Annotated in this window: 24 protein-coding genes, 1 pseudogene and 1 riboswitch; of the genes and pseudogenes, 1 reads left to right on the top strand and 24 read right to left on the bottom strand. The window is 32.0% G+C overall.

What is annotated here, in order from left to right; translation table 11 throughout:
* Positions 1–167: 167 nt before the first annotated feature.
* The 13 genes and pseudogenes from DMR38_RS08630 to DMR38_RS08570 form a co-directional block, all read right to left on the bottom strand.
* A complete protein-coding gene (locus DMR38_RS08630; protein WP_127720891.1) occupies positions 168–1,775 on the bottom strand; it encodes a polysaccharide biosynthesis protein in 1,608 nt (535 codons plus the stop codon).
* Between the two features lie 42 nt (positions 1,776–1,817).
* Positions 1,818–2,777, bottom strand: coding sequence for an RluA family pseudouridine synthase (locus DMR38_RS08625; RefSeq protein ID WP_127720890.1), 960 nt, complete (start codon positions 2,775–2,777; stop codon positions 1,818–1,820).
* 312 nt (positions 2,778–3,089) lie between these two features.
* Positions 3,090–4,262 carry a M20 family metallopeptidase gene (locus DMR38_RS08620; RefSeq protein WP_127720889.1) on the bottom strand — a complete coding sequence of 391 codons (1,173 nt, stop codon included), beginning with the start codon at positions 4,260–4,262 and terminating at the stop codon, positions 3,090–3,092.
* Positions 4,263–4,291: 29 nt separating this feature from the next.
* Positions 4,292–6,397 carry a cell division FtsA domain-containing protein gene (locus tag DMR38_RS08615; protein ID WP_127720888.1) on the bottom strand — a complete coding sequence of 702 codons (2,106 nt, stop codon included), beginning with the start codon at positions 6,395–6,397 and terminating at the stop codon, positions 4,292–4,294.
* 91 nt (positions 6,398–6,488) lie between these two features.
* A complete protein-coding gene (locus DMR38_RS08610; protein ID WP_127720887.1) occupies positions 6,489–7,658 on the bottom strand; it encodes a HAMP domain-containing sensor histidine kinase in 1,170 nt (389 codons plus the stop codon).
* Positions 7,651–8,334 (bottom strand): response regulator transcription factor, encoded by a 684-nt coding sequence (locus DMR38_RS08605; RefSeq protein WP_127720886.1) that lies wholly within the window; start codon positions 8,332–8,334, stop codon positions 7,651–7,653. The genes DMR38_RS08610 and DMR38_RS08605 overlap by 8 nt, the downstream gene beginning before the upstream one ends.
* Before the next feature lie 122 nt (positions 8,335–8,456).
* Positions 8,457–8,918: a DUF4342 domain-containing protein gene (locus DMR38_RS08600; protein ID WP_127720885.1), complete on the bottom strand. Its 462-nt coding sequence runs from the start codon at positions 8,916–8,918 to the stop codon at positions 8,457–8,459.
* Between the two features lie 132 nt (positions 8,919–9,050).
* Positions 9,051–9,611 carry a hypothetical protein gene (locus DMR38_RS08595; protein ID WP_127720884.1) on the bottom strand — a complete coding sequence of 187 codons (561 nt, stop codon included), beginning with the start codon at positions 9,609–9,611 and terminating at the stop codon, positions 9,051–9,053.
* A gap of 86 nt (positions 9,612–9,697) precedes the next feature.
* Complete coding sequence (locus DMR38_RS08590) at positions 9,698–9,883, bottom strand: hypothetical protein (RefSeq protein WP_127720883.1); 186 nt, start codon at positions 9,881–9,883, stop codon at positions 9,698–9,700.
* Positions 9,884–10,308: 425 nt separating this feature from the next.
* A complete protein-coding gene (locus DMR38_RS08585) occupies positions 10,309–10,878 on the bottom strand; it encodes a 4Fe-4S dicluster domain-containing protein (RefSeq protein WP_127720882.1) in 570 nt (189 codons plus the stop codon).
* A gap of 5 nt (positions 10,879–10,883) precedes the next feature.
* Positions 10,884–12,257, bottom strand: coding sequence for a [FeFe] hydrogenase, group A (locus DMR38_RS08580; RefSeq protein ID WP_127720881.1), 1,374 nt, complete (start codon positions 12,255–12,257; stop codon positions 10,884–10,886).
* Positions 12,258–12,292: 35 nt separating this feature from the next.
* Complete coding sequence (locus tag DMR38_RS08575) at positions 12,293–12,874, bottom strand: 4Fe-4S dicluster domain-containing protein (protein WP_127720880.1); 582 nt, start codon at positions 12,872–12,874, stop codon at positions 12,293–12,295.
* A 298-nt stretch (positions 12,875–13,172) separates the two neighbouring features.
* A pseudogene (locus DMR38_RS08570) lies at positions 13,173–13,339 on the bottom strand (hypothetical protein); the annotation flags it as partial.
* A gap of 489 nt (positions 13,340–13,828) precedes the next feature.
* Between DMR38_RS08570 and DMR38_RS08565 the strand changes: the two are divergent.
* Entirely contained in the window at positions 13,829–14,431 is a 603-nt protein-coding gene (locus tag DMR38_RS08565) for a MerR family transcriptional regulator (protein ID WP_127720879.1), read from the top strand.
* A gap of 75 nt (positions 14,432–14,506) precedes the next feature.
* Here the strand turns inward: DMR38_RS08565 and DMR38_RS08560 are convergent, their stop codons facing one another.
* From DMR38_RS08560 to DMR38_RS08515, 11 genes are all read right to left on the bottom strand, one after another.
* Complete coding sequence (locus DMR38_RS08560) at positions 14,507–15,598, bottom strand: ABC transporter substrate-binding protein (protein WP_127720878.1); 1,092 nt, start codon at positions 15,596–15,598, stop codon at positions 14,507–14,509.
* A gap of 80 nt (positions 15,599–15,678) precedes the next feature.
* The gene (locus DMR38_RS08555; RefSeq protein WP_127720877.1) at positions 15,679–16,473 is read right to left on the bottom strand and encodes a DUF364 domain-containing protein; all 795 of its coding nucleotides are present in this window, start codon (positions 16,471–16,473) and stop codon (positions 15,679–15,681) included.
* 36 nt (positions 16,474–16,509) lie between these two features.
* On the bottom strand, positions 16,510–17,280 hold the full coding sequence (locus DMR38_RS08550) for a DUF364 domain-containing protein (RefSeq protein ID WP_127720876.1): 771 nt from the start codon (positions 17,278–17,280) through the stop codon (positions 16,510–16,512).
* 91 nt (positions 17,281–17,371) lie between these two features.
* Positions 17,372–18,466: an ABC transporter substrate-binding protein gene (locus tag DMR38_RS08545; RefSeq protein WP_175412950.1), complete on the bottom strand. Its 1,095-nt coding sequence runs from the start codon at positions 18,464–18,466 to the stop codon at positions 17,372–17,374.
* 78 nt (positions 18,467–18,544) lie between these two features.
* A complete protein-coding gene (locus tag DMR38_RS08540; protein ID WP_127720874.1) occupies positions 18,545–19,378 on the bottom strand; it encodes a radical SAM protein in 834 nt (277 codons plus the stop codon).
* 22 nt (positions 19,379–19,400) lie between these two features.
* Positions 19,401–19,553 (bottom strand): hypothetical protein, encoded by a 153-nt coding sequence (locus tag DMR38_RS22120; RefSeq protein WP_207670780.1) that lies wholly within the window; start codon positions 19,551–19,553, stop codon positions 19,401–19,403.
* 65 nt (positions 19,554–19,618) lie between these two features.
* Entirely contained in the window at positions 19,619–20,440 is an 822-nt protein-coding gene (locus DMR38_RS08535) for an ABC transporter substrate-binding protein (protein WP_207670779.1), read from the bottom strand.
* Between the two features lie 102 nt (positions 20,441–20,542).
* Complete coding sequence (locus DMR38_RS08530) at positions 20,543–21,634, bottom strand: iron ABC transporter substrate-binding protein (RefSeq protein WP_127720873.1); 1,092 nt, start codon at positions 21,632–21,634, stop codon at positions 20,543–20,545.
* Between the two features lie 207 nt (positions 21,635–21,841).
* On the bottom strand, positions 21,842–22,090 hold the full coding sequence (locus tag DMR38_RS08525; RefSeq protein ID WP_127720872.1) for a hypothetical protein: 249 nt from the start codon (positions 22,088–22,090) through the stop codon (positions 21,842–21,844).
* Positions 22,091–22,104: 14 nt separating this feature from the next.
* Positions 22,105–22,191, bottom strand: a riboswitch (ZMP/ZTP riboswitch).
* 127 nt (positions 22,192–22,318) lie between these two features.
* Positions 22,319–23,104: an ABC transporter ATP-binding protein gene (locus DMR38_RS08520; protein WP_127720871.1), complete on the bottom strand. Its 786-nt coding sequence runs from the start codon at positions 23,102–23,104 to the stop codon at positions 22,319–22,321.
* Between the two features lie 51 nt (positions 23,105–23,155).
* Positions 23,156–24,193: an ABC transporter substrate-binding protein gene (locus DMR38_RS08515; protein ID WP_127720870.1), complete on the bottom strand. Its 1,038-nt coding sequence runs from the start codon at positions 24,191–24,193 to the stop codon at positions 23,156–23,158.
* Positions 24,194–24,216 lie beyond the last annotated feature (23 nt).

Here is a 24,216-nt window from a genome sequence, read left to right as displayed (position 1 = left end):
TGAAATTTTCTTAATTATTAGTTATCTAATTATCAAACTTGATATATTGCTGTAAAATACCAATTATATTATAAGCTATTGGTATTTTAATAAGACTAATTTTATCATATTTCATTTCATGATGCAAGTTTTTTAAAAAAATATTTCAATTTTCTATTTATACTCTTTTATTTTACTTTTCTCAATATAAAACCCGGTATTAACCTTCGTACTGCACCAGGCAGTAATTCCATATCTCTTTTTCTTATGCCGCCAATTAGTGCCATAGTAAAAACATATGTAATTATCCCTATTAAAACAGATACTATTGTAGAAATAGCATTTGGAATATACTCAATCTTTATAAATCCAAATAAGAAATCCATGACAAAAGAAGACGCAACTACAACTGTTCCCATCATTACAGAAGCAATTGCTGGTTTAACAGCATGCCTTATAAGACTAACTTCTGCATTTAAAGATTTTCTAATGATTATATGGTTTAATATTATAGGTATGACAAATCCAACTATACTTCCTACTACTGCCCCTAGTATATTTATATTAGGTATTGCAATAAGAATATAATTTATACATATTTTTACTATTATACCTATTACAGAATAAAAAGTAGCAGTAAACAGCTTTCCAACACTTTGCAAAATGGTAGTCTGTATTTGCATTATTGACATAAGTACAAGCACTATAGAACCACATTCCATAATATAATAGGCTTTCCCAAACTTTAAAAGCTCATATATATGGCCACTTAAAACAGAAAATCCAACTGCACAAGGTATTGCAATTAAAAAGCAAAGTCTGAAGGAGTAGTTTATCTTATCTTTTACCCTTTTTCTATCCTTAACTGCAAAAGCTGCTGATATTGCTGGAAGTATTGCTGCAGAAAGCGAAGATATTATAGCAATAGGAACGTTCAAAAGCTGCTGATATTTGTTTAAATATCCATAAAGTATAGTAGCATTGGTATCACTTATTCCTCCAACCATAAGTCTTGTTTTAGTATTGGTTAAATCTACTATGCTCCCAGCATAGGTCATTCCTACACATAAAGTTATAGGAACTCCATATTTTACAATTTTTCTCACAAGCTGTGATGTGGTGAGTCTTGTCCTACTTACTTCCACATAATTTTGAGGAAGCCTTATTTTTTTATTTTTTTCATAACAGTATATTAAAAATGCAGCAGAAGCGAGGGCTCCAAAAGAAGTTCCAATAGGTCCTCCAGTACAGCCTACTTCCACTCCATATCTCATTAAATAGGCTGCAAATGCAAGTGCAAATATAGTATTTACTATTTGTTCTATGACCTGTGACACTGCTGTAGGCGTCATGTTTGCCCTTCCTTGAAAATATCCCCTATAAGCAGAAGCAATGGAAGTGAAAAATATAGCTGGTGCCAAAGTTACAAGGGATAAATACGCCTTATTATATTTGGTTATACTAGCTAAAGGTCCTGAAAATATGATTAAGAAAGATGCCATTACTATCCCCAAAACCACCAGAATAAATCTCGCTATTTTAAATCCCCTTATTGCATCTCTATAATTACCTACTGCATTCAATTCAGATATAAGCTTTGATATAGCTACAGGTATACCTGCATTCGTAAGTACGAAAACAAAGGCATATACTTGATAAGATGCACCATACAATCCATAACCCTCTTCACCTATTATTTTCATCATAAGAGGTATATATATAACAGATAATATTTTTACGGCCATCCCTGCCATAGAAAGTATGGCAAAACCTTTAGTTGTTGACTGTTCTTTCATAATTTAAAACTCCCTATCAAAAACTATTAATATCCTAAAATATTAGAATTTATTAAATATATCCTTTTTTATCTTCTTTAATACAGGTGGAAGTCCCTCTGTTATGGTCTTGTTTTCCATATAATTAAGTTTCTCAGGACAGCTCCTAAAGTTTAATTTATATGCATATAAGTATTGATAATCCAAACCATATTTATTGTAGAAAAAACTATTTATATTTGAAACACCATATTTACTATCTCCTATTATAGCATTTCCTAAATATGCTAAGTGAGCCCTCAACTGATGGCTTCTACCTGTAATTAGCTCAAGTTGTATCAATGAATATATGCCGCAGGTGTTAACATTTTTTACTCTCATAGATATCTTTTTTGAATTTTTTTCCGGTGTATTGCTTACACTGGATTTGTTATTTGTTCTATCTTTTTTTATGTAACCTTCATAAACTCCATCTTTTATTTTTCCAATTACAAGAGCTATATAATATTTCTTTATACTTCTTTCCCTTATCATCTCATTTAATAACTTTAATGCTTCATAATTTTTTCCATAAATAACTATACCACAAGTATTCCTGTCTAATCTATTACAAGGTGATGGAGTAAAAGTAACCTCTTCTTCTGGATTAAATTCTCCCCTATCATACAAATGTGAAAGTACATAATCAGTTAAAGTGGCATCCTTGGAATTTTTATCTGAATGTACCAAAACTCCAGGCCATTTTTCTACCAAAAGCATATTTTTGTCTTCATAAATTATCTTCAAGAAAGCATTGTCTATTCTTTCAAATTTAGATTTTGTTTCCTTAGAAATTATGTATTCTGCATTTACTATATCTCCTTCCAGAAGGAAATACTTTTCTTTAGCTTTTTTCCCATTTACTTTAATATCACCTTTTCTTATAGCTCTGTATATACCACTAAGCGGCACATCCTGAAGCCATTTTCTTGAAAATTTATCTAATCTTTGACCAGCTTCGTTCTTTCCTATCTCCACTTTCATATCAATCTCTCCTAATTCTTAAAATTAGCAACTCTCTTATATATCTGCAATTAGTAATTTAAGAATTCTATATTGCAAAGTTTTTAAAAAGTTTAACGTTCTTTGGTAAATTATATTATTTACAACTTTATATGGACAACACCTAATTATATACTACTATTATTAACTAAATCAATAAATAAAAATATAATTTTTAGCTTAGGCATTTGAAAGAAAATACCTTACATCCTTATACTTGTTTTTCTACATAAAAAATATACTTAAAGTTCATACCCATTACAATAAAAACTCTAAGTACATTTAAACACTGTACTATCTTAAAAAATCATAAGCTGCCTTGCACTGTATGGCAACTCCGATAGGAAGACAATCTTCATCTATGTCAAATAAATTTCCATGGGCAGGATGTATTATTTGTTTTTCTTCATTTCTACATCCTAAATAATAAAAGGCAGAAGGTCTTTCCATAGAAAAATAAGCAAAACTTTCTACGCCCATGCTTGGCTTTTCAAGTATCTTTACTTTATCTTTACCTATAACATCATATGCTGCATTTAAAATATCCTGTGCTGCCCTATCGTCATTATAAAGGCAAGGATAACTCTCCTGTATGTCTATTTCGCATTTTCCCCTAAAAGAATTAACTACTCCATTTGTTATTTCACAAAGCCTTTTCTTTACGTATTCCCTATGCTCTGTCTTCATAGTTCTTATAATACCTGATATTGTGACTTCATCTGGTATTATATTTTGGGCTGTACCTCCATGAATTGACCCTATAGTTATTACCCCTGCATCTGTAGGAGGAAGTTCCCTGCTTATGATTTCCTGAAGTGCTATTACCACATGGCTTGCTATTACCACAGGATCAATTCCCATATGTGGCCTGGCTCCATGAGATCCAACTCCTTTAATTTTTATGTCAAAAGGATTAGAAGCTGCATTCACTACTCCAAGTTTAAGTCCTATATTCCCAACTTCTATATTTTCCTCTACATGAAGTCCTATTACTCTATCAACCTTTGGATATTCAAGTACTCCTTCTTCTATCATTAACTTAGCTCCACCTGTAGTTTCTTCTGCAGGTTCAAAAAATAATTTTACATTTCCCCTTAATTCATCTTTTATAGAGTTCAGGATTTTAGCAACCCCAAGAAGTATAGTTGTGTGTGCGTCATGGCCGCAAGCATGCATTTTTCCCTTAACCTCTGAAGAATAGTCACAAACTTTTTTATCTTCTAAAGGAAGTGCATCCATATCAGCTCTTATTCCTATAGTTTTAGTACCTTTTCCTCTTATTATTGCACATATTCCTGTACGGGCCGTGTTCTTATATTCTATACCCCATTTATCTAAAAATTGTTTTACTTTGCCAGAAGTTCTTTCTAAATCATATCCAAGTTCTGGATGCCTATGAAAATCTCTTCTCGTTTCAATCAATTCTTGTTTCATAGATTCTGACATTTTCAAAAAGTTTCTCTGCATATTTGTTCCTCCAATATTAGTATCGACACTTATTCCCAACCTAATTCTATTATGTCTCCTTCAGACAACTTATCATAATAACCTGCATTGTTTCCGTTTAAATGCAAATACAGCTTTCCCCTAATTTTTGTTAGATCAAATTCTATATGATTAAATATATCAACAAATATATACTCCTTTTTCCCTGTAAGTACTACAGTTTTTCCATTTGCAACTACAGTTATTTCATTTGTATCCTTACTCTTTTCCTCCAAAGTAGATTCACGTAATTCATTCTCTTTACCCTTGCTTATATCTTCTTCCTTTGGCACCACTTCTAAATCCACTTCTTCTGAACTTAAATTTTCCTGTGTTTCTTCTTTAGAATTCTTTTCTTTTCCATCTTCTACTTTAGTTATTCTATAAATTCTGTCCCCTTCATTTATAATATATTTTTTATCTAATTTGTTTCCATCTAAATAATATACAAATTCTTCTCCACTGTCAGTTGAAAAATATTTTTCATAGTCAGAAATGGTTTCCGGTAAGATTATAGTTACATTATCTCCTTCATTTATGGTACTATCCAATTTTACTCTATTTTCATTTATATATGCCGCAGGTTCTAAATTTTCTATTAAATCATTTATAAAAAAGCTCACGGAATAGGACTTTTGTATGTAGTCTATCACTTTAGGTACAGCATTTTTCCCATTAATTGCATACTTTATTTCTATGTCGTCTCCCTCTTTAATTTCCTCATCCATGCTTTTTCCAATTCCATTCACAGTTATTTTGGTATTGGAAGCTAAAGTGCCAAAAGCTACTCTTTTTATACCATTTACTGTAAACCTTATATTTTTACCGTTTTTTCCTATTAATGACTTAGGATTTATTCCTGCCTGCAGCATTGCATCCATTACCGTATGTCCATGAGAATTAAAAAGACTTATTACATTTCCATTTAACATTACATCAATAAATCCATGTCCCAGTCTTCTTATGGAAATAAGTGCAATACCTAAAACAGTAACCCCTGTACTTCCAAGAGAATTGTCAAGACATACACAATCCGTAACCGCTTCTCTTCCCTTTATAGCAATTCTTTGGAGAGGCATGTTCAACTTTTTAGCTAAGAATTCCTTCAGTTCCGGAGTATGAGCTCCTCCACCTACAAGAAAAATTGCATTAGGCGGTTTATCTCCATTTAACTCAACTATTTTATTTCCAATTTCATCTGCTATCTTATTAACAATAGGATTTATAAGCTTTATAACTTCTTCAGAAGATACTTTATTTTCTATACCTAAAACATCTGTATACTTTATAGTTTCATTTTCATTACACTGTTTTTTTATCTTTTCCGCAGTGTTAAAATCCACTAAATAATTTTGTGCTATAGCTTCAGTAACTTCATCCCCTGCCTGGGATACCATCCCATAAGCACTTATAGTATCCTTACTGCTTATTGCTATATCCGAAGTTCCTGCTCCTATATCTACTAACGCTAAATTTAAAAGTCTTAGATTTTGTGGAATTGCAGCTTCCATAGCTGCAATAGGCTCTAAAGTCAAACTTACTACTTGAAGGCCTACTTTTTCCATGACAGAATACAAACTATCTACTACAGACCTTGGAAGAAAGGTTGCTATAGCTTCTACAGATATATTTTCTCCTTTATGTGCCAATAGATTACTTATAAGATAACCATTTAGATAATAGCTTTTCACACTATACCCTACACAATACAACCTTCCCTTTGTATTTTTAGTTACCTGTTTTTCCGCAGACTTCACCGCAGTTAACTCAAGACTCCTTATGGTATCCCTATCTATTTCCTTATCATAATCAATGTTCATATCCTCTTTTACAGATACAGTTCTTAAAAATCTTCCTGCTGCCGCTATTGCTGCATTTTCCAATTTCATGTTTAGGTCTTCTTCTATTTTTTTCTTTATAGCATTTACTGCATTTGCCACAAGACCTACATCATGTATCTGTCCATCAATCATTGCTCTTTCTTCATGTTCCACGCAATGTTCTGATACTATATTAAATTTTTTATCCTTCACTATTCCAGCAGTACCTATTACGGTTCTTGTACCTATATCTAGTGCAAATATTACATCCTGCGGATTAAAGTTAGTAATCTCCATAATATTTACCTCTTTTTCTGTAATCTAAAGGCTCATATTCCCAAAATATGAGCCTAATAAAATTATATAACAATACGACAAAACATTCAATTTATATTGGCAAAGTGACTTTTACTATAGTACCTATGTTTATTTCACTCCAAACATGAATTTTGCCATTATGCTTATCTATTATCCACTTTGAAATTGAAAGTCCCAGCCCTGTACCTCCACTACTTTTAGTCCTAGATTTATCAGCTCTATAAAATCTATCAAATATATGAGGCAAATCTTCCTTTGAAATTCCTGTACCATTATCTGCAATGGTTACTATAGCTTCATTTTCTCTTTTATAGGAATCAATTTTTATACTTTCACCTTTCTCAGTATATTTAATACTGTTGTCTATGAAAATCCTTATAGCTTCCTTTATGAGCTTTTTGTCAGCATTTATACTAAATTCATCATTATGTTCATTTTCTATTTTATGGGCATCGTCAATTAACTTCGTCTCCTTTACTATTTCAGCTATCAGCTCATTCATCATGAAATTTTCTTTCTCAACTTTTTGAGTATTTTTATCTCCCCTTGCAAGAAATAAAAGTTTCTCAATCAAGTCTTTCATATTTTTGGACTCACTTTTTATAGCATCAATAGATTCTTCCAGCACGTCTTTATCATCTTTTCCCCAACGGTCTAACATATTAGCATATCCTTGAATTACGGAAATAGGTGTTCTCAGTTCATGTGATGCATCAGAAACAAATCGATTTTGTTTCTCTATAGAACTTTGAATTCTGTCCATCATATCATTAAAAGTTTTTGCTAAATCTTTAAGTTCATTTTTTGATCCCTTAATATCAAGTCTTTTATCCAGGTCATTAATGGATATCTTTTTCACTGTATCTGTCATAGTATATACGGGAGATAAAAATTTTTTACTGGCCTTTGAACCAATTATTATTATGATGATTAATCCTATAATATTCCATACTGCTAAAATTCCTAAAAGGACTACTATATAATTATCCTTCCTACCATTTTGCATATAGTAATTGAAGCTTCCAATTATACCTAAAGTAATGAAGGAAAAAATTATCACAAAAGTGAATACATAGGTTACTGTTATTTTAAAGCTAATGGAAAATCTAAGTTTGTTTTCTATACTTTCAACTGCCCTGCTTAAATATTTAGGTAAAATCTTCAAAGCACGCTCTAATAGTAAAAACAAAATCTTTATGATCTTAACTATTATTCTAAATATAAGTTTAATCTTATTCATCCCTTAATTGATACCCCACTCCTCGGACGGTATAAATAAATTTGTGATTAAATCTATCATCTATTTTACTTCTCAAATAACGAATATAGACGTCTACTACATTAGTATCCCCTGTATAATCATATCCCCATACTTTTTCAAGAATGTTTTCCCTTGAAAGTACTATATTTTTGTTTACCATTAAATATTTTAATAGATCAAATTCTGTTTTTGTCAGTTCTACTACTTCATCACTATATGTAGTAAGATATTTACTTACATTAAGTTTCAATTTACCTATTTCTATAATACCAGATTTATCTGATGTAACTCTTTTATGCTTAAACGTAACACGAATACGTGCAAGAAGTTCTTCTATAGCAAAGGGTTTTGTAATGTAATCATCTGCACCAATATCAAGTCCCATTACTTTATCCATTATTTCATCTTTTGCAGTAAGCATTATAACAGGAACCTCAGAGCTCTGCCTTAACCTCCTTAGTACTTCCATTCCATTTAAGGAAGGAAGCATTACATCAAGTATTATAAGATCAAAGTTTTCATTTAAAGCTTTTTCTAGTCCGTCTCTTCCATCTACAGCTTTATCTACAATATACCCTTCATGTTGAAGTTCCAGCTCAACAAATCTTGCAATCTTCACTTCATCTTCTACAATAAGAATTTTTTCATCAGCCATATTATCCTCCTGTACTTTTTTAATTTTATTATACCTTTTTTATTACTCACAATCCTTATAATAAGCTAAATTCTAGACAAAAATAAAACCTGCTTTATGAAAAATCATAAGCAGGTTTTATTTTATGCATTCTTAATCTCTTCTGTTATTTTATCTTTGGCATTGTTCATAGCTTCAGTAACTTTATCTATTTTACTATTAATACTGCATTCTTCTCCACTTTCTTTATGAAATCTTATTTTACAACTTGTAATTATAGCAATGACTACAACAGCTATTGCAACAGGAAATGCAAATAAACAAAGTAAAACTGCTAGAGTAGAAGGTAAATTTAAAATTGTTTTATCATCTTTAGATATTACAAATTTTATCTTGTTAGCCTTTAAAATAATATTTTTAATCTTTTTAATAAAAGGTGAGTCCTTTATGCTTTCATGCTCTGGCTTGATTTTGTTCTGTTCCTCTAGATACAAAAGTGCTTCTACCAAATCACCGTTACATTTTTCAAGTGCCTCTTTGGCCTCCTTATAGCTTACATTTGCCCTTTTTCTTAACGAATCAATTTGTTCAATTGAAATTGTCATCCTAATTCCTCCCTATAACTATTTTTTAATAATCAATTTTCTTTATGTCTATATAGTACCGGGGAATAATTAGAAGACAATTAGTTAAAGATTAGAATTTCATTAGAAATCTGTTTATGTAATTAAATTTGATCAATTAATTATATTTTCTATTTCTTTTATTACTTTTTCAAAATCGTTATTAAAGTTATTTTCTATAATTATATCAGCTTGATCTATAACTTCACTTGCTGACTTTTTCATTTGACTATCTTTGGAATTTTTTATCATAATAAAGACGCCTGGATTAACAACTTTTCGTAAGCTATTTGATTCACATACTATAAGAGCATTTTCAGGTATTTTAGTAATAAATGCATTAAATCCTTCGTATATATTATTCTTCAATGCTTTTAGCCAGTAAACATTCTCTGCTCCAGCAGCTAATAGTAAAGATGTGTCCTTATTATTGTCTGAATTTAACTCTTTCGTTATCTCAAAATTTCCTTTTAAGCTTGAACATACTCCACAGCCTTCTCCTCCGCGTATGCATTTCCCATTTTTTTCCTGAATAGTTGTTACTTTTAGTGCTACCATCGGTCTAATTAATTTATATTTATTTATTATTGAAACAGCAAGAGTAGTTTTTCCACTGTTTCTAGCAGTTGAACCAATTAGAATCATATTGGGAATATTATGTTTCCTAGTTTCCATTTTGCTCACCTCACTATCAATTATTACTTTAAGCATTTTCAAAGAAATACCTAGTCAGTATTCTATCCTATTTTCTTTCAAATACCTTAAAAGCAGCCAAGCTGACAAGCTATGATCTTTATTTTATTCTCATTACATAGTTTTCCTATATCCGAAACATTTACTTTTAATTCTTCTGCTATTTTATAAGCATCAGAACATGCTAGACAATTCTTATTATTTTTTATTTTACATCGACTCTCTATAGCCTCCAATATAATATTTTTGTCCATTTTCTTCCTCCTCTTCTGATATAGCTATTTACTCAACTTACACACATATAAAATTTTGACGTAATATAGAAATATTGCGAAGCAATTAATTCACAATGCACGATGCACAGTTCACAATTAAGGATGATTTTCTTCCATTAAAACTTCAGAAAATCTAAAATATAACACCATTGAAGCAAAGCTTCAATAAGCTTCAAATTTAAAATTTTTCGCAGCACAGCGGAGAAAAATCTACCGAAATTGTGCATCGTGAACTGTGAATTGTGAATTCATTTAGGTCGTAATCTTTTTAAACTGCGAAAGTTGAGTTACTTATTAATAGTATAATCTTAATTATTGTCTGTAACAAATTTAAATATTCCTCATACAATAACGTACCTAAATTTGATTTACACAAATCTAGGTACATTCCTCCAAAACCGATCTTATTTTTGTTTTTCCATAATCTTTAAAGCACTGGATCGGCGCTTATTTTTAATACTATCATTCATAACTTCGGGCTTAACTATGGTGAAAGCATCAACTGGACAAACTTCTACACAAGCTGGTCCTCCAGGCCTACCTGCACACAAATCACATTTATGTGCTGCCATATCTTCCTTATTTTGCTTTCCTTCTTTAGTACTCACACTTAAACCCTGTTTTTGCTTTCGGCCATTTTTGCACTTTGGAACCATATCCATAGCACCAAACGGACAAGCAAACATACATGCCTTACATCCAATACACAATTCTGTTTTTACAACAATTTTATTCTTCTTATGAACAATTGCCCCTACTGGACATGCATTTGCACAAGGGGCATCATCACATTGCCTACACTGCACTGGCATAGTAGCCCTTTCTGCCCGAACTAGATTGATGCGAGGTGAAAAAGGTGCATCTATTGATCCTGCAGCAACCACACTAATATCTAAATGTGCAACTGCACAAGCAATCTCACAAGACTTACAACCAATGCATTTATTAGGATTTGCAACGACAAAGGTATTCAATGTACTTACCTCCTTGGTGTATACGTAGTATGAAGCAAATGATGAATATTATCTTCTACCAAGAATTCTTTATAAATTTTCTGTATTTCAGGATTATCATGTGATTTTCTATATTCCATATTTTCATCATGTACATACGTACTGCATGTACGATTAGTATAAGCATCAGCTTTTTCATCAGGTATCAATACCTTAGGTTGTCCGCCTCCACTAACACATCCAACTGGACAGGTCATCACTTCAATAAAATGAAAATCTGCTTTTCCAGCTTTAATTTCTTCTAAAACTGGTACAACATTTTTCAGTCCAGCAACTACTGCTACTTTTAGTGTCAAATCTCCTACTTTAACTTCTGAACTTCTTACTCCTTCGCCGCCTCTTATGAATTTAAGATCGACATCTGGAATTTCTTCTTTAGTAATCAATTTATATGCAGTACGCAGGGCAGCTTCCATAACACCACCAGTAGCACAAAAAATAGTGCCTGCACCAGAATAAGTTCCAAGTGGCTTGTCAAATTCTTCTTCAGGTAAATCATTAAAATCAATGTCAGCGTCTTTGATTAATTGTGCAAGTTCCCGTGTAGTAATTGCAACATCTACATCCTGATATCCGCTATCTTTCATTTCAGGACGTTCACATTCAAATTTTTTGCAAATGCAAGGCATAACTGAAACACTATAAATCGTGCCAGCATCTACCCCATCAATCTGTGCACCATATGTCTTAAGCAGAGCACCTTCCATTTGCTGTGGAGATTTACAAGAAGATAGATGTGGAATAAGTTCTGGGTAATCCTGTTCAATAAATTTTACCCAAGCAGGACAACATGAAGTGAACATGGGCAGTACTCCACCTTCAGTAACCCTTTTAATAAGTTCGTTACCTTCCTCCATAATAGTGAGATCAGCAGCAAAATTTGTATCATAAATTCGATCAAAACCTAGCTTTCTTAGTGCAGCTGCCATTTTCCCTGGTGTTAAACTTCCAAGTGGCATACCAAATTCTTCAGCAATAGCTACACGTACTGCTGGTGCACATTGAACCATAGTAAAAAGTTTAGAATTTGCTAAGGCCTCTTTTACTTCTATAGCATGGCCTGTATAGTAGGATGCAAATAAGGGCTCTTTAACAGAGGAGAGCATATTACGCTCTTTTATCTTTTGCTCACGAGGAGTAATATCTTCATCAAATGCAGATGCATAAGCACTGCAAATTTGTACACACTGACCACACAAAACACAACGTTCAGTATTAATTTTTTGAGGTTGTCCTTTTTCACCTTCTATAGCATCTACAGGACAAACATCTGCACATCGTTTGCATCCTGTACACAACTCTTTATCAATTTTGACAATACCTTCAGTCTTAACTGTCAAAACAATCGCCTCCTATCTTATTTCAAATTAAGCTTCTAGTCAAAAACACCTTTCACCAAATTCCAAAGATTATCAACTGCCTCTATGTTTCGTTTCTTTTTTACTTGTTTTAGTTCAATAAGTTCCAATGCTTTCTCTGGACATGCCCTAACACAAGCCGGTCCATCAGGCTGATCAATACACAAATCACATTTATGTGCCACAACTACTTCCTTTTTTACTAAACCATCATCCGTTTCAGACATAAGCACATTTTGAGTAACTAGCTGACCATCTTTATACTTAGGTACAAGATCCATTGCACCAAATGGACAAGCCATTATGCAAGTTTTACATCCTACACAAGCTTCGGTATCAACCACAATCTTATTGTCAATCTGGCTAATAGCCCTTACCGGACAAACATTGGCACAAGGAGCATCTTCACACTGTCGACATTGAATAGGCACAGTTACTTCAGCCGTTTTAACAAGAAAAAGCCGCGGCATAATTGGAGTCTCTACTGTTCCCACTGTCTTCCCTTCATTGTCAGAATGAGAAGCAGCACAGGCAAGTTCGCAAGCTTTACACCCAATACATTTATGGGCATCAGCTACTACAAAAGAGTTAAGTTTCATATTCAATTACCCCCTTATAAGTTATTTTAGCCTTTAAGATAATTCTAAGGCTTTTATTTTTCTAGCCCCATAAGGCCTAAAATTTATATCATAGTACTTCCTCACTTTTTACCTAACATCAGATAAAATTATTAAAGTATGCATAAATAAAAATAGAAAATGAGAAAAGCTCTATGTACCAACATTAAAAAAATCCTTGATTTTTAAGCTTCTTTGCATCTGCAGGGCTAATTTCCAAAAATTCTTCTGGATCTGCACCATTTAATCCCCAACAACGTCTCGTCATAGTCCCTGTATGATTATGTACAAAATCAAAACCAAAACGTCCTTTTGAACAAAGCTTACCTTGGTTTACTGAATTTACATCATTATCCGGAGTTACTCTAATAATTTTGATATCCTTTACATTTGAAAAAACGTACATCCTGTTCCAAAATAAGGACAAGTAGTTAGTATACTTTTCATATTATTACACTCCTTTCTTTAAATTTGGGCTTTTCCGCCTTCTAAAGAGATAAACAGAGTTCTTGGTTTCAGGTGGAGTTTTTTCTCCATCTGAAACTTAGGAATCGTTATCCAGGGGCGTAGCAGCCGTTATCCCACACTTTTATAAGAAAAGCAGATATCCCAAATCTTTGATTTGGTGATAGTCGCTTTCACAGAGTGCGATGGGGGTATTACGGATGGTAGCCATCGGATAAAGATTTTCCACAGCTTAATATAATAAATTTTTTAAATAATAGAATATAATTGGTTTCTAATATAAAGTATTGTAATTTAGTAAAAAATATCCTTAAAAATATTATATCATAAATTAATTAAATAAGCAGAATTCTTAGCATCAGATGGAATTTTCCCATGTCAAGAACTTTATTTACAATAAGCATTTTATATAAAAATTATCTTGATAATATTTCCAATTAATTGTATAATATTGTAAAAGGAGTGGTAACTATGGAAAACAAATCAATAAACATAAGCGATTTCAAAATAAATACTTACAAGACAAAAGATGTTGCAAAATTATTAAACACCAGCACTCAAGCAATTAGAAATTACTGCCTTACCTTCAAAGATTATTTAAATTCCAATCATCACTGTAAATATAGAAATTTTACTGAAGATGATATTAACAAATTAAAAATGATTCAATACTTATCCAAAGAAAAACATTATACAACACAACAAATTAAACAATATTTCTTAGATAATGATTCTTCTCTATTTAGTAATCAAAAAGATTTAGAATTTGCAGCACAAGCAATATCCAATTTGCTAAAGCCTGAAATAGAAACTATTATTAAACAATCTGTTTCAGATATTATGCAAAACAATACAAACATAATTAAAAGTGATATTGAAAAAAGCAGTTCTCTAATTAATGATAATTTGTCTAAGATATTAAATGATAAAAATTCCCTATTTGATTCTATTACAAATACTAAAGAATTAGTTGAACAAATTCAAAATGATCAATCTGAATATATCAGCCGAAAGGAGAGAAAGAAGCAAAAGAAACAAAAATGGTTTAAATTATTTAGATTTTGTGAGGAGTAGATTTATTTTCTGCTCCTCGCCAACTTAATGTTTCAAATGGGCTTATACATTATATTTATTTTTTATTTATATTAGTTAATCAGGATTTTTATCATTTATAATTTTGTTTGCCTCTTCCTCTGTAAGATCATAATTCAGAAATGTCTTATAAAAATTTCTAGTTTCTTTAACTATATCTACATTTTTAAATTTGTCAGGATGAAGTGTCTTTGCTGCCCATTGTATCTGTAATGCTTCTTCTGCACCATATCTGTCCCACAAAAATGCTCCTGTTGGATTTATATAAACCTTCCTATTCTTAACAGCATTTATCTGGCTCCAGGTTGAATTTTGAGTTAACTGGTCTACATTCTTTATAGCACTTTTTGCATTAGTTAAGGTATTACTCCCAAGTATTATAACATCTGGATTCCATTTAAGTATTTGCTCTGTAGAAGTTACTTTCATATTACCAGTTATTTCAGATGCTGCATTTATTCCACCTGCTGCTTTTATCCATGAGTCAATCATAGTATTCTTTCCATCTACCGTAAGTGGTGAAAAAGATATTATATGTAATACTTTTGGCTTTTGTGAATCCGGTATCTTGGATGTTACATCTGTTACCATTTTCAATTTGCTATCTAAATAAGAAATATATTTGTCCGCTCTCTTTACTGAATCCCCTCCAAGAATTTCTCCTGTTAATTTAACAGTCTTTTTCATGCTGTCAAAGTCCGTAAAACTTAATTGTACTGTAGGAATTCCAAGTTCCTTTACCTTTCCTGCTGTCTTAGAATTTATCGGCATAAACAATATATCAGGTTTTGTCTTTAACACTTCTTCTGTATTTACATTTTCATTTGTAAAGTCAGTAACTGCACTTTTCATCTGTGGATTTACTTTATAAAGCCACGGAACAGATTGCGGAGTAGAAATTGTTGAAACTATCTTATTTCCAGCTCCAAGCATAGTTACCATTTCATTATGTGCCGGCCATGCATCGGCTATTTTATCAATTTTGGCAGGAACTTTCACTTTCTTCCCTGCAGCATCAGTTATAACTTTTTGCTGCGATTTTCCACTACTCTTTGTGGAATCTGTGCTACTTTGTCCACATCCTGCTAGCAAAAACACAGCTGCAAAAATAATTGCAATTAAATTTCTAGCTCTTCTTACTTTTTTCATTATACTTTCACATCCTATCTTAATTTTTTATATCAATTAAACAGCCTTACCTGTTTCAGATAACTTAATTTGATTCTCTTTTAAATATCTTTCTGACTTAACTGAATTTCATCTTTCAATTGTACATTTTTATAATCTTCAAAACTTATGTTAACTCTTCTGGCACCCCGTTTAAAAAATTTTGTTGGATTGCCTTCTTGTATAACATCCCAAGCTTTTTCCTTTTCAACAATGACTGTACCAGCTAATACGTCAACCCCATAACTGAACAGCATTTCAGTTATAGGAACACTTGGTCCAATTAATATTACATTTGCATTTTTACTCAATTCAAGAAGCCTTGGAAGAGTTTTATTTATAATAGTCGTTCCTGTTATAAAAACATAATCCTGATAAGGTAAAATGTACTCACAGGCTGGATCAGGGTAATCTCCCTCGTCAGGTTTTCTTTCCAATATTGATAGTTTACATATTCTTCTAAGTGCTTCTACTCTCGGGAAATGTCCAATTACTGTAACATTTTTTCCTATTATTTGTTCCTTTAACGATATAAATGAAGATTCATTAGGTTGTCCATTTATATCACCGGGATAAATTTTAGAAACATTATTTTCAGTATTTATTGCAGAATTTATTGCTGCTAATCCAAGTGCAGCCTCGTAATTGTTCCAGGACTTTACATACCTGGCTATTTCACAAACCCTCATTCCTGCTATATGCTCAGGAATGCTTACCTTACCATACACTTCTAAAGGTCTCATTGCCATGCCAATCCCCTCGGACTCCACCAAAAACCAATTTACTCCCATTAAACACCTCTTTATTCTTATATTTTCTGGTATCGTTGAAATAAGATCATTATATATCTCCCACATAATTTGTCCCCCATTGTTGTTGCTAATTTCCATGTATTAAAAAGGATTACTTGATATTTGTTTTACCTTATCTTTGGGAATTTTAACCATGAGTGCCCCGTTATTAAAAAATTCATGTCTACCACCTTCTTTGATTAACTTCCATACTTTATTACGTTCTGTAACTACAGTACCTGCAAGCATATTAATACCATACTTATATAAGCACTTAGTCATAGGTGTACTAGGTCCTACAACAGTAACGTATGCATTTTTACTAAGCTGAAGAAGTCTCGGTAAGGTTTTATTTATTAAAGTAGTTCCTGTTATAAACACAAATTCCTGCTGGGGTAATAAATATTCACAGGATGGATCTGGGAAATCTCCCTTTTGTGGAATTCTTTCAAGTATGGAAAGTTGACATATCTCAGCCAAAGGTTCAAGATCCGGGAAATGTCCTATAACAGCTACTTTTTTTCCCTTTATTTTATCTTTCATGTATTCAAAGTCATTAATATTGGGTTGTTGACTTATCTTAATGCCACCAAATGTTTCTACATTATAGGGAGTATTAATTACAGAATTAATTGCTGCTAATCCTAAAGCTGCTTCATAATTACTCCAAGATTTTATAAGTTTTGCCACCTCATAGACTTTCATTCCAACCACATTACCCGCTATCTGCAAATAGGAACTTCCCTCTTTAGGCGTCATTGCCATCCCTGTTCCAACAGATTCCACTAAAAACCAGTTTAATCCTGCTACAAAATCCTTTATAACTAAATCCTTAGGTATTAATTCTATTAACTCATCATATATTTCCCACATAATTGCTCCCCCATTTTTATATTAGTTATATTTAATTCATACTGCTTGTCTTTACATTAGTTAAAATATTTACTTTTGTTTTAATACTCATTTAAATTGGATTTTCACAATTTAGTATTTCTTTAACTTCATTATCCTTTAATTCATATTCAAAGAAATTTTTGTAAAAATATTTTGTTTCTTTTGCAATATCAATATCTTCAAATTTTTGTGGATATATGTTCTTAGCCATCCACAATAATTGCAGTGCTGATTCTGTTCCAAGTCTTGCCCATGAAAAAACACCGCTAGGACTTACAAATACTTTATTGTCTTTTACCGCCTTTAATTGCTTCCATGAAGGATTTTTTGCTACTTTACTTTTTTTAAGATTACCATCTACTATTATCTCATCTGGATTCCACTTAAGCATTTGCTCCATGGAAACTTCTTTATATCCATCTATCTCATTAGCTGCTTCATTTATTGCTCCTACCATATTTATAGTTTCATTTTGAGGCATGTTTTTACCCCATACCGAAATACTTTCATTTTGCACAGATAAATAAATTACCTTAGGTCTTTCATTTTCAGGTATTTTAGAAGTTATAGAAGATACTTTACTTATATTTTTGTTAAAATAATCTTTATACTGTTCTGCTTTCTTATATTCATCTTCTCCTAGCACTTTACCTGTTATAACAACACTATTTATTATGTCTTCTATGCTATTATGTTTATAATCAATCATAACTACAGGTATACCTGCTTCTTTAACTTTTTGTATACTGTCGCCTTTACGTAAAAATGCTACATCTGGTTTAGACTTTACTAATTGTTCAATATTAGTGGTTTGTCCATTAAATGGGTAAGATATATTTTTAAGTTGTGGATACAATTTAATAGCCCAAGGATAATATTTTTTGATAGCCGGAGATGTTGCAACTATTTTATTGTTTTTACCACTAACTGTAAAAAGTGCATTGCAAAATCCAGGCCAAGAAGTTGCCACTTTAGTAACCTTCACAGGAACCTTAACCGAATTTCCATCCATGTCTACAATAGTTTTAGTACTTTGTGATTTTTTATTTGAACTTGCACTTGGAGATGAACTCTTATTTTCACAACCCATAAGACCTGTAACTAAAATCATGCATGCAATAATTAATACAGTAATTAGATTGTTTGTTTTTAATTTTTTAAACATATTTACATTCATTCCCTTCGATTTGCTTAAGCCACAAAACATAATGAAATTTTGTGGCTTTTACAAAAATTGAATTGATTACACTTTAATTTTAGGTAATATATAAAATCCATTGCTTCCACCTAGAATTCCATATTCATAATAAAATCCTTCAGTACTGTCAGAAAATAAATCTGGTCTCTCCATATAATTTCTAGCTACTGCCATTACTCTTGCCCATTCAAAAGGATTTGCTGGATTATTTTTCATCATATCTGTATTAATAAATGGTGTAAATGGAAGTATAGATGAAGAATCTACATCTAGCTTTTTTAGAATCTCCAATCCCCTTGCATCATCCTCTTCTGTTTCTCCAAATCCTACAAGAAATCCACTCCATATCTTTAGTCCAAGTTCTTTAGCTGTATTTAAAGTATATAAACGATCCTTTAAAGTATCTCCTCCTGGTCTAAATTTCTTATATATTTCTTCATTTGGAGATTCTAAACCACAGAGATAGCCATCCATTCCTGATTTTTTCAAATTTTGAATACTTTCTTTATCAATAGCTCCAAAAAGCCCATACACTTCCATGTTAGAATTTTCTTTAACTGATTGTACATATCTATAGTAATGCTGTGGCACTTTATATCCCATCCAACCTGAAGGCATAAATACCCTATCCACACCTGCCTTAACAAGTTTTTTTGTACAATTTTCTACTTCTTCTAAACTCCTCTCTCCATAAAAGTTAGGATTCACCGTTTTGAAGCTCTTCCATTTACAATGCCTACAAGCAGGTTTTGTAGTGCAACCGCTATTAATCACATTGGGGGAACAATAAACTTTTTTCTTTGTCCTAGCTATTTCCTGTGCTCTCTGAAATAAAGTACTAGGTTCTAATTCAAATAGATCCTTTAAAACATTATTCATTATCAATTACCCTCTCTTTTTATTAAGGATTCAAATGATCTAGTATTTTTTTAGTTTCTTCATCCGTAAGGTTATATTTAAAAAATTTTGAATAAAATTGTTTAACTTCTTTCGTCATATCTAAATCTTTAAACTTATCTGGATGAAGTTGTTTTGCCATCCACATAACCATCAATATCTTCTGAACCCCTGAATCCCAGAAAAAAACTCCTGTAGGTACAATATAAACTTTATTATTTGCTACTGCAGAAATCTTTTTATACCGATAATCATTTTCTTTATAACACTTTCTGCTGGTTCATTTCCTAAAGAACCTGCATGATCAACAAATATATATTGAGGGTTCCATTGAATTAGCTGTTCAATTCCAACCTGAGTCTGATTGGCTCCTTCTACATCCTTATTTACACATTTACCACCTGCCAAGTTAATCACTTCTGGAATATCTGTATCCTTTCCTGAAGTCCACAACAGCTTTTGATTAGAAAAATATACTGTAGGCTTTTCAGTATCTGGAATTTTTGAAGTAATATCTGTTACCATCTTTAGTTTTTCATCAAAATATTCACAATATTGTTCTGCAATTTTTTCCTCCTTGGTTCCAAGAACTTTTGCATAAAATGTAACCATTTTCTTTGTATCCTCTAATTTCCCTGTGGATACTGAAGGTACACCTACCATTTTAGCATCATTAATTTTTTGTATTTCGTCTGGTTTTGAAAAATGAAATACAACATCTGGTTTATACTTCATAAGTTCTTCTACATTTAATTTGGAGTGAACATTAGGAATTCCATGTACTTGATTCAATCGCTTATATATCTTATTTGACCAAGGCCAACCGCTAATATGATAATCTCCATCTGCTACAATCTTATCTTCATCTCCCAATAAAACTACTTTTTCATAAGCTGGACCAAATGTTACAGCTATTTTGTTTACCTTATTAGGAACAACTACAGTAGATCCATCTAAATTTGTAATACTGCGTGTGCCGTTATTATTTTGAACATTATTTGTAGATTGTGAAGTTGCTTTTGTTGAAGACTTTTGTTCTCCCATCTTAAATTTAAGTTATCCCTGTCAGCCATTGTTTTAATGAATAAATCGCTCATCTCTTCTTTTGAATCCTTTGTTACAAGTGTTCCTCCTTCCATTAATTTATTACTGATTGTTGAGTAAAGCATTAACATCACTGTCAGTAAGTTTATAATGATAGAAGTTAGAGTAAAATTCCTTGATGAGGCCATTTAAATCTATATTTTGAAATTTATCTGGATACAATATTTTAGCAGTCCATGGTATTCCAAGTATCATATTCACACTTGGGGACCTATCATACCAATTGAAAGGATCATTAGGCACCAAATACACCTTATGATTTTTGACAGCCTTAATACCCTGCCATACAGGATCAGAGTAAACACCCTTGTAAAAGCTAGCATCTGTGGCTATAATCACATCTGGATCCCACTTTAGTACCTGCTCTGAAGATACTTCAACCATACCCATTTTATCTAATGCAACCTGTGCCACATTAACCCCACCACAAATATCTATAGGTTGTGTATGCATAGATTGAGCTGGAGCAGTTTGCAAGCCTTTTGAGCCTTGCGCATAATAAACTTTTACTTTTTGATTATCCTGAATAGTAGCTGCCACACTTTTAGTCTGGTTTATTACCTTATTATAGAATGATATTAATCTTTCAGCCTGCTGATTTTCCCCGAGAACCTTCCCCATAAATTTTATATAGTTTGGAAAGTTCACAAAAGTTACAGTATCAGTTGCACCTACAACTGGTATACCCCCTAGCTTCTGCTGGTCTTCTTCTGCATCCCTTTTTATTATATCCACGGATTGTGCATTAGTACGCCCTCCCTCAATTATTACATCAGGTTTCAGGGCCATATATTTTTCATAATCACCTTTGGTGGTACCATACCATCCTCCTACAATAGGTAATTTCTTATATTTATCTGGCATATACTTACCTGTCATTTTAAAATTCCATCCCATCAGTTTGTCAGGAGCAAGCATATACGTCATCATTGTAGTTGGCGGATTAATAGATAAAACATTTTTAACATCTGCAGGTATTTTAACGCTTCTATTAGTCATGTCCACTATTTGAACTTTATCTGTTTTAACCGAATTACTGCTACTTTTAGCAGAACATGCCACAAATATAGAGCTAATAAACGTCGCAGCTATAATAGCCATTGTAATTTTTTTGTTGCTAAATTTGTATTTCACTCTTATATTCCTCCTTTGAATATTACCCTTTACTTCCTTAACATTGCTCCATTTAGGATCATTCAAAATTAATTTTGTATTATTAACACCCCCCATAAAAATAACATCTGGATTCCACTGTTAATCAGTTTGTAAACCTTTAGGTCATTCAGCATAATAAACCTTTACTTTCTATTCAGCTGGTATATTTGAAACTTTATTCTCTACTTATTTCCTTACATTATTATAAAAAGATATCAACTTGTCTGCCCTTTGCTTTGCTCTTAAAACCTTTCCCATAAATGTATTGTATGGGACAAAATTTGGGGTATCCAAATCATGCACAACTACCACAGGTATGCTTCCAAGTTTTTGCTGCCTCACCTTAGTTATAGAATTATTTTCAGAGTTGTTCATAACTATATCAGGCTTCATGGATATATATGTCTCGTAATCGATATCATTTTTATAAAGCAAAAAAACGCCCAGACATTTATCGCCCAGGCGCTCGGCTTTGTCCTAAATTAGTATTACACTCCCTGTGGTTAATTCCACTTTCGCCAGTTATGTAATAACATTTATTACAAATTTAATACATTTATATTATATTATAATTTTGTTTAATTTGCAACGTAACATAGCAAATCATGTCATAAAATTATATATTATATTGTGTTTAATTACTTTATAATTATTTATATACTTTTAATTTGAAATCACAGGCACACAAGCTTTCATCTCTTCTCCATTCGAATTGGGTATGCTAACAATCTTTACATCAATACCATATGCTTCTTTAAGCATATCCTCTGTAACAACTTCATCTACATTACCTACTGTAAATACATTGTTTCTTTGCATAAACGCCACTTTCGTAGAGCATATAAATGCATGGTTAGGATAATGTGAAGTCATAACAACTGCTAGTCCTCTTTTAGAAAGCTTTTTTATTTGATCCAATACTCTAATTTGATTTCCAAAGTCCAAATTAGAAGTTGGTTCATCCATTATGAGCATTTTAGGACATTGTGCAAGTGCCCTGGCAATTAAAACCATTTGTCTTTCCCCACCGCTTATTTCTGTATATATTTTGTCTTTTAAATAGGATATATTTAAGATATCTATAGCCTCCTCAGCAATATCTTTATCCTCTTTTGAAGGAGAAGAAAACATTGAAAGATGAGCAGTTCTGCCCATCAATACTACATCAAAAACTTTGTAGGGAAAAGGAGGGGTATGAGCCTGTGGTACATACCCAATGCTTTTAGCCAACTGTTTTCTAGACCAGTTATGTATATTTTCTCCATCTAAGAGTATTTCCCCACCTTTAAGCTTTAAAAAACCCAATATAGTTTTAAAGAAAGTAGTTTTACCTACACCATTTGGCCCCAATAGACACAATATTTCTCCTGAGCTCACACTCATGGATATATCTTTTACAACAACTTTTGTATTATAACCGCAACTAACATTTTTTATTTCTAACTTCATACCCGTCCTCTCCTCCTTTTATCAAATTATGTCATTTAGAACGTTTCTATTTTAGTCTAAAGTGCCACCAAGCTTTGTATAAGTAGTTCCATAAAATTTTTGATAAAAATCATCTACTTCTTTTGTTATGTTTGTATCTTTAAATACTTCAGGATTTGTTTTTGTATTTAACCACATTATTCCTAAAATTGTCTGTGGACAAGGCATATCCCATGAACTCATTTTTGAAGATATCAAATAAACTTTTTTATTTTTCACAGCATTTATATTTTTTAAACCATCATTATTAAGTACATCCTGAGGTTTTACTCCAGAATATTGTGTAAGAATTATTATATCAGGATTCCAGCTAATTAACTGCTCTGCAGATATTTCACTCCACTTAGCACTTTTACTTAAAGAACCTGCCACATTTATTCCACCCCCTAACTCAATCAATGAGTTTTGAAACATATTCTTTCCTGGAGTTAAATACATACTTCCTCCTGCCATATATACTTTAGGCTTATTTCTTTGATCTACACCTTTAAGTTTATTATTAATAAAATCTAACTTTTGTGTATAATAATCCATAAATTCATCTGCTTTTTTTTCTTTACCAGTAACTATTCCTAAATTTTTCACAGTAGATTTTAATTCATCAAGGTTCTCTGCATTTACAACAAAAACCTTAATGTTTGCTTTTTCAAGATTTGGTATGACTTGTTTGTTCTTTTTTTGTATAAAAACAATATCTGGTTTAGCAGCTGCTACTTGTTCCACATTTAACGCATTAGCATCTTTAGTAGCAGACGATTTACTTGCACCTGGCTTTGGTGAAGAACCTAATGGGTCTTTTACAATTTTTCCATCTGCACCTAAAATATTATTTTGCTCCCCTAAAGCACATAATATCTGTGTTGCTATAGGATAAGCACTTAATACCTTTTCAGCTGGCTTGGACAGTTCTACTTTTCTTCCTAATCCATCAGTAACAGTAATCTTTTTATTACTATCTGCCGTTATACTTGTAGAAGTTGTGCTTTTTCCACAAGCTCCAAAGGTACATACTATTAGCAATAAAATTAAAATTTTAGATATTTTTTTCATTTTTTCTTCCCCCCATGATTTTT

The sequence above is a fragment of the Clostridium sp. AWRP genome, assembly GCF_004006395.2.
Lineage (GTDB): Bacteria > Bacillota > Clostridia > Clostridiales > Clostridiaceae > Clostridium_B.
The sequence above is the reverse complement of the archived record's forward strand: the minus strand, read 5'-3'. Positions and strand labels throughout refer to the sequence as shown.